Here is a 6,602-nt window from a genome sequence, read left to right as displayed (position 1 = left end):
TAGCGCAGATCGCGGCCGAGTACGAGCGGCAGAAGGCGGTGCTGCTGCGCGACGAGGAGCGGGTGGCGGGCTGAGTGCCGGTGCGTCATGGCCACCGGTTCCGGTGGCCTTTGCCGCTGCCCGCCGCGGGCTTCGTGCGAGGATGGCGGCCGTTCATGTCCGCCACCGTTCCCTCGCCACCGATGCGCCTTCGCCGCCCCGCCCTTCTGCTCGCCACCCTCGCCGGCATCGCCGCGCTGGCCGTCGCCGGCTACGGGGGCGCCACCTACTTCAACCTCAACCCCGCGCGCGAGGTCGGCGCGGTGGTCGACGAGTTCAACGGCGTGAAGGTCTACTACAACGGCGGCGTGAACAACGCCGAGGGCCGCGCGCTGTCGAGCGACGGCTACAACCTCGGCATCCAGTACCAGTGCGTGGAATTCGTGAAGCGCTACTACTTCGAGCGCTTCGGCCACCGCATGCCCGACGCCTACGGCCACGCCAGGGACTTCTACGACGCGGCCACGCCGCAGGGCATGCCGAACACGAAGCGCGCGCTGCTGCAGTACCGCAACGGCCAGGCCGAGAAGCCGCGGGTCGACGACCTGATCGTGTTCGCGCCGACGCTGCTCAACCGCTATGGGCATGTCGCGATCGTGGCGAGCGTGGGAGACCGCGAGATCGAGATCGTGCAGCAGAACCCCGGCCCGTTCGGCGAGAGCCGTGCGCGGCTCGCGCTCGAGGCGCGGGACGGCAACTGGCATGTGGAGGGCGGCACCCTGGGCTGGTTGCGGCGCGCGCAGACGCCGTCCTGAGTCCTGAGTCCTGAGTCGCGCGCAGGCAGCTCAACGCCAGGGTCGCATCTCCACGCGCAGGGTGCCCGTGAGGCCTGGCCGCACGTCCTGGATGATCGTCATGTCGAAGGCATAGCCGTCGGTGCCCTGCAGCGGGTACAGCGTGGCCTCGATGCCGGGCTTGCCCGGATGAACGTCCTGCGCGCCATAGAAGACGCGCCACCCGTACTTGGCGGCGGCATCCGGAAAGGCCTCGACGATGATCAGGTCGCGATAGACGAAGCCGCCTTCGTAGTGGCGCTTGAGGAACAGCAGCCCGTCGATCTCGTAGTCGGGCACCAGCACCTTGATGTCGAAGGCGAAGCTCACCGAGCCCGAGGCCACCACGCTCTTGCTCGGGTCCAGGAACAGCGAGAACAGGTGCGGGCTCTTGCCGCGGTCGGGCGTGCGCTGCTTGCCCTGGGCCGGGAACAGCTCGTCGTAGCCGCGGAAGATGGCCGAGTTCTCGCGCGCCTCGCGCCGCGTGATCTGCCACTGCGCGCCCCGCACGCTGGCCACCACCTCGAACTGGTAGGAGGCCTTCACGCTCTTGCCGTCGTCGAGCGCCGCCTGCACTTCTTCGGGCAGCGTGATGTCGTCGATGTCGAGGATGCCGTCGGCGCGCAGCTGGCCGAACAGGAAGCGCGTGAGGTTCTGGTAGCCCTCTTCCGAATTGACGATGCCGTAGTACCCCGAATGGCTGCGATTGACGAAGGCGCGTGGCGATCCGACGTCCGTTCCGTCGGCCGCCAGCCCGTGGGTGGTGGCGTTCTCGATGCGCACCAGGCCGTCGCTGGCATCGCCCGCGGCCCATGACGAGAGGCCGCCGGCCACCGCGTAGTCGCGCGCGTTGGTGCCCACCAGGTTGAACACCCGCTCGGGCGGGAAGTTCGTCACCAGCGACACGTCGTCGCCCTTGGGAACGGCCATGTAGCCGGCCATGCGCTCGCGGTTGAAGTTGTTGACGTCGCCGAAGGACAGCCAGCCCGGCACGTTGCGCACGATGCGCATGTCGATGCCGTTGTGCGGCGTGGCATAGGTGAAGAGCTTGTCGACCGCCGCGCGCGCCGCGGCCGAGCCCAGCCTGGGGTTCTGCAGGAAGGCGCGGCAGACCAGCCCGCCCATCGAATGCGCCACCAGGTAGACCTTGAAGTCCGCCGGCGTCATCGCGTTGTTCGGGTTGGCGCACACCCGGTCGCGCAGGCGCAGGATCAGCTGGTCGAGCCCCTGGGCGAAGGTCTCGATCGCCGGTGTCTTGCCGTTGCCGAAGTCCTTCGAGGCATCGTCGTAGTAGCGGTAGATGACGATGCTGCGGTAGGGCACGGCCTGGTCGGCGCGCGTGGCGGCCATCAGGTCGTCGCCATCGACGAACACGTCCTCGTAGCGGTGGTCGCCCATCAGCCGGACCAGCGGCGACTCGAAGTAGAAGCGGCGCATGTCGCCGGTCCAGGCCATGCGGGTCTTGGTCGAGCCGATGTTGAAACCCATGTAGGGATCGGCCACGGTCTCCTCGATCTCGCCCTGCGTGGCGGCGAAGCCGCGCACGTAGATGATCGGGTGATAGGGATGCTGTGCGTTGCTCATGGCAGGGTCCCCCAGGTTGATCGAATCGGCATCGGATGCACCGTGCGACGGCTTCGACCGCGATCGCGCGGCGCAGGCCGTCTTCACCGTTCTTTGCATCCAGTCTTTCACCGTCCCCGGCCCACGCCTATATCCCGCTTGCTCTACTTCCTCGGGAGGATGGTCGGTGCCGGGCGCGCGCCTTACCGTCACGGCCATCGGCAGGTTCCCTGCGGCACAGCGGACTTCGCGTCCGGTTCCCCATGAGCGATCTTCCTTCCCAGAAATCGTGGCTGGAACGGGCCACCACCGCGGTGGGCATTGCGGGGTCGCTGGTCACCGTCGCGCTCACGGCCTGGAACGCCCAGACCAAGCAGCAGATCGATCGGCGCGAGGCGGACCTCAAGATGCAGACCGCCGCGCTCGATGCCGAACTGCGCCGGCGCAGCACCAGCGTGGAGGAATCCAAGGAGCGGGTCGAGCGCTACAAGTGGGTCTATGGCCTCGTGCCCGAGCTCAGCGCGGCCGACGGTTCCAAGCGCAACGCGGCACTGGCCATGGTGCGGCTCGCGCTCTCCAAGGAAGAAGCCGAAGGCCTGCTCGCCGGGCTGCAGCAGTCGCCCGATGAACAGGTCCGCAAGGCCGCGGCGCAGGGCGTGGCCACCATCGCCAACATCGAGAACGCCGAACTCGTGCGGCTGGTGTCGCAGGTGAATGCCGCCGGTGCCGACGAGCGCCGCCGCGCGACCGGTCGGCTGCAGCGCGACTTCAACGATTCGGCCGAGGCCATTTCGCTGGCATTGAAGCTGCTCGATGCGAGCCAGGTCGACAAGCTGTCGCCGAGCGGGTTGATCAACGTTCTCTATTTCCTGTCGCGCACGGATCCGCGCGCGTGGACGCCGACGGAGATCGCCGCGGCCAACCGGGTGCTGCCGGGCGTGCGTGCACGCAATGCCGGGCCGCAGACGCAGGCCGAACTGGGACGGGTGGAGGACACGGTGAAGGCGGCGGGGCGGCAGTAGCTCGCGTCGCGCCAGCCGCCCGCCGCGGCGATCGCGATCTTCCGGCCCTGCTTCGCCGAGAAGATCATCGCGGGGCCGCGACGATGAACGTCAAAAAGGCAGCGCTAGCAAAGCAGCCCACGGCAATCGAATGCCGTCATGAAGACGATGTAGGGACGGCCACCATCGTCGTAGCTCCGCCAGGGCCTGGCCCCCGTCGCGCCTTCGCGGTTGAGGATGGCCATCAGCTCCGCCGCTTGCTCGATGGTGTTCGGCCTGGCCGCCGTCGTCACGTCCACCGCCTTGAACTTGAAGCTCGACGCCTGCGCCTCGTCTCGAACGTAGAGGTTCACCAGCTTCTCGGCGACGAGGGCCGATGTCACGAACACCGAACCCTTGGCACCCTGCTCGTTCTGCTCCGCGACGAAGCCGGTGCTCCCGCCGGACTTGGCGGTCACCAGCTCGAAGACGCAGCGAGCGGTCGATGGCGTCTCCTTCACCAGGGCAAGGCCCGCGCCCCGAACCTGGGTGCCGCAATAGCCGAGCTTGCCGAGGTCGTTGAGCGGCCGGAGCAACTCTTCCGGGCTTCCGGCCATGAGAGGGACCTTGATCGCGTCCACGTACTCGTACTGGATCGCCTCACCCGTCACCTTGCTGAAGACGTTCTTCGGCGAGGTACCGCCGCTGGGCGTGAGGCGATAGCCCTCCGCGCCCTGCGCCTGGAAATCGGCCAGCGTCAGCGGCGCGCCCGTCGAGACGAAGCGATGGTCGTAACGGGCCGTCTGGCCCTTGCGCTGGTAGATCGCTCGCCATTGGCCGCGCGCCGAGGCATCGACGAAGACGATCCGATCCAGCAGGTAGCCGGCGAAAGCGGGACTCGTGAGTTCCGTCGTGAAGGCATCGAAGCCGCTTGCATCGACGTTCCCCAACAGGAAGGTGTAGGGCGTCGCCTGCATCGGGCGGGTGGCCGGTTGTTCCGTGGCGGGATCGGGCACGGTCGCAGGCGGGTTGCGAGCCCCCTCGATGCCCGCCAGCGCGGCCGCCGTGGCCGGCGGCAGGCCGGCATAGCCGTCGCTTCCTCCTCCACCGCACGAGGCCAGGATGGCCGAGATTCCGAGCACGGTCGGCAGCAGGCGAAGCGATCTGTTCATTGCATTCTTGTCGGGGCGGGAAAGCGACGCGACGGTGCATGCGCTTGCGGTCGCAAGAGACGCCCCTGCCGCTGGCACGACCAGCGCGAGCCTGCGGGCTCTGTGCGTCGACCTCTCTCCTCGTCCCCTGTGTAGTTTTGTGTGTCAGCGAATCTTACGTGGGAGATGCGCTGTCCCGGACGGTGCCGATCGCTCGGCAGAAGAATTTCTTCTTACCGTTGCACGAATCGCACGCCTCGTCCCCTGCGTGGTCTCGCACGGCAGGCGAGCTGACGCGCGCCCTCAGACCGCCTGCGACGGCCAGGTCCCTAGTTCTCGCTTGTAGGCACGCGCGAGGATCGCGCCGGTCGAGTAGCCCACCGCATCGGCCGCCTGCTGCAAGGTCAGCCGGCGTTCGCGCAGCAGCCGCGACGCCAGGTGGATGCGCCAGCGCGCCAGGTACTGCATCGGCGAGAGATTCATCTGGGCCCGGAATCGCGTGGCGAAGGCCGTGCGGCTCATGTGACACAGCGCGGCGAGCGATTCCAGCGTCCATGGGTCCGCGGGCCGGGCGTGGATCGCCTCGAGCGCCGTGAGCAACCTCGCATCGGAAAGATCGGGGCCCGAGGCACCCGCGATGGGCATGCCCGCCTCCGGCCTGCGCAACCAGGCCAGCACCGCGTGCTGCATCAGCGCGCCCAACAGCTCGGTCACGCCCACGCCGTTGCCGCCGGCCCTGCGGTCGGCCATCCAGCGCACCGCATCCGCCATGGCGCGCAGCCAGGGCGCGGCATCCGCGGCGCGCAGGTGCAGCACGGACGGCAGCGATGCCACCAGCGGATGGGCGGCCAGCTCCACCGAGCGGTAGAAGCCGCCGCTCCATACGCTGTGGTCACCGCCCGCGGGCGCGTGCCGATCGGCGCCGGCGGAATGCGTCAGCAGTTCATCGAGGCTCGACGCGGGCAGGCCGGGGTCCGAGAAGACACGGTGCGCATCGCCGCGCGGCAGGAACACGACATCGCCATGCCGCAGGTGCAGCGCCGGCTCCCTGCCGACCTGCAGCCAGCAGTCGCGGCCGCCGACAACGTACAGCGGCGTGCGCCGCAGGCTCTCGACGCGAACGCAGAAGCGGGGACCGAGCTCGACCTGGAAATGCAGGGCCGGCTCGAAGCGCATGCTCTGGACGACGGACTCGGGCGCGGCCTCGGGCACCGGGAAGCGAGGCGCCTGCCTGGCCAGCAAGGCCGCGAGCGCGGCCGAATCCCCATGCCGCCAGCGGTCCGACGACCGCCCGGGCCGGCGCGGCGCGGCATGCGGCGACAACGAGGACGGGGTCTGTCCGCGCCGGCAGGAGAAGGACATCCAGAGCATGAATTCGTGGTGAAAGGGTGGTGGCATGGGCCCGAAGAACCCACCTGCGATTTGTAAGCCCTTCCCCTGCTTCCAGCCCCCTCCCATCCGTGAGTACCGACCCGGTTTTCGGATCGGCCATTCGGACTACGCCTCAGGCGCCGGGGCCGCTGCCGTGCGCGGCGATCGGGATCACCGAGGAGCGCCATGCGCGCCGGGTGGTGCCCACGACGCGGGCCGCGGCCGGCGCGGCGGCGATGCGCTGCAGGTAGGCCTTGAGCTCGGCGGCCTGCTCGTCGTAGCCGCGGATGCGCGGCAGCATCGCGTTGACGCCGCCGGCCGGCAGGCGATCGGGGCTGGCCAGCGCGTCTTCGATCGCGCCCCGGAACGCGTCGGTGTCGCCGATCTCGACCACGCGCCCGTTGACGCCATCCACGATGTCCTCGACGACACCGCCCGCCGCTGTCGCGATCACCCAGATGCCGCGCGCCAGCGCCTCGCGCACCACCAAGCCGAAGCTCTCCTTCCACAGCGAGGGCACCAGCAGCACGTCGATGTCGTCGTAGAACGCGTCCATCTCGGCCTGCTCGAAGGGTGCCACCACGCGCACCTGGCCCGACACGCGCCACTCGGTGGCGGCGACGGACGCCGCCCCGGTGCGCAGGGCGATGTCGGTGATGACCAGTTCGTAGCCGCCCGCGCGCATGCCCTCCAGCACCTGCTGGAGCCAGAAGTAGCCCTTGTGC

At 69.1% G+C, this 6,602-nt stretch carries 6 protein-coding genes; 2 read left to right on the top strand and 4 right to left on the bottom strand.

Annotation, left to right across the window (positions count from 1 at the left end; genetic code table 11):
* The first annotated feature begins 155 nt into the window (after positions 1-155).
* The gene (locus tag AC27VN_RS28965) at positions 156-794 is read left to right on the top strand and encodes a CHAP domain-containing protein (RefSeq protein ID WP_490878770.1); all 639 of its coding nucleotides are present in this window, start codon (positions 156-158) and stop codon (positions 792-794) included.
* 30 nt (positions 795-824) lie between these two features.
* Here AC27VN_RS28965 and AC27VN_RS28960 read toward each other — a convergent pair whose 3' ends face one another.
* Positions 825-2,396 (bottom strand): PGAP1-like alpha/beta domain-containing protein, encoded by a 1,572-nt coding sequence (locus AC27VN_RS28960; RefSeq protein WP_490878769.1) that lies wholly within the window; start codon positions 2,394-2,396, stop codon positions 825-827.
* Positions 2,397-2,638: 242 nt separating this feature from the next.
* Between AC27VN_RS28960 and AC27VN_RS28955 the strand changes: the two genes are divergently transcribed.
* Complete coding sequence (locus tag AC27VN_RS28955) at positions 2,639-3,397, top strand: hypothetical protein (RefSeq protein ID WP_490878768.1); 759 nt, start codon at positions 2,639-2,641, stop codon at positions 3,395-3,397.
* 104 nt (positions 3,398-3,501) lie between these two features.
* Here the strand turns inward: AC27VN_RS28955 and AC27VN_RS28950 are convergent, their stop codons facing one another.
* The 3 genes from AC27VN_RS28950 to AC27VN_RS28940 all read right to left on the bottom strand — a co-directional run.
* The gene (locus tag AC27VN_RS28950; protein WP_490878767.1) at positions 3,502-4,527 is read right to left on the bottom strand and encodes a hypothetical protein; all 1,026 of its coding nucleotides are present in this window, start codon (positions 4,525-4,527) and stop codon (positions 3,502-3,504) included.
* A 282-nt stretch (positions 4,528-4,809) separates the two neighbouring features.
* The gene (locus tag AC27VN_RS28945) at positions 4,810-5,868 is read right to left on the bottom strand and encodes an AraC family transcriptional regulator (protein WP_490878766.1); all 1,059 of its coding nucleotides are present in this window, start codon (positions 5,866-5,868) and stop codon (positions 4,810-4,812) included.
* Between the two features lie 142 nt (positions 5,869-6,010).
* A partial coding sequence (locus tag AC27VN_RS28940; protein WP_490878765.1) for a glycosyltransferase occupies positions 6,011-6,602 on the bottom strand: 592 nt, incomplete at its 5' end.

Source organism: Variovorax sp. 20P10.2.4, assembly GCF_058244205.1.
This window is presented reverse-complemented; position numbering and strand designations above follow the sequence as displayed.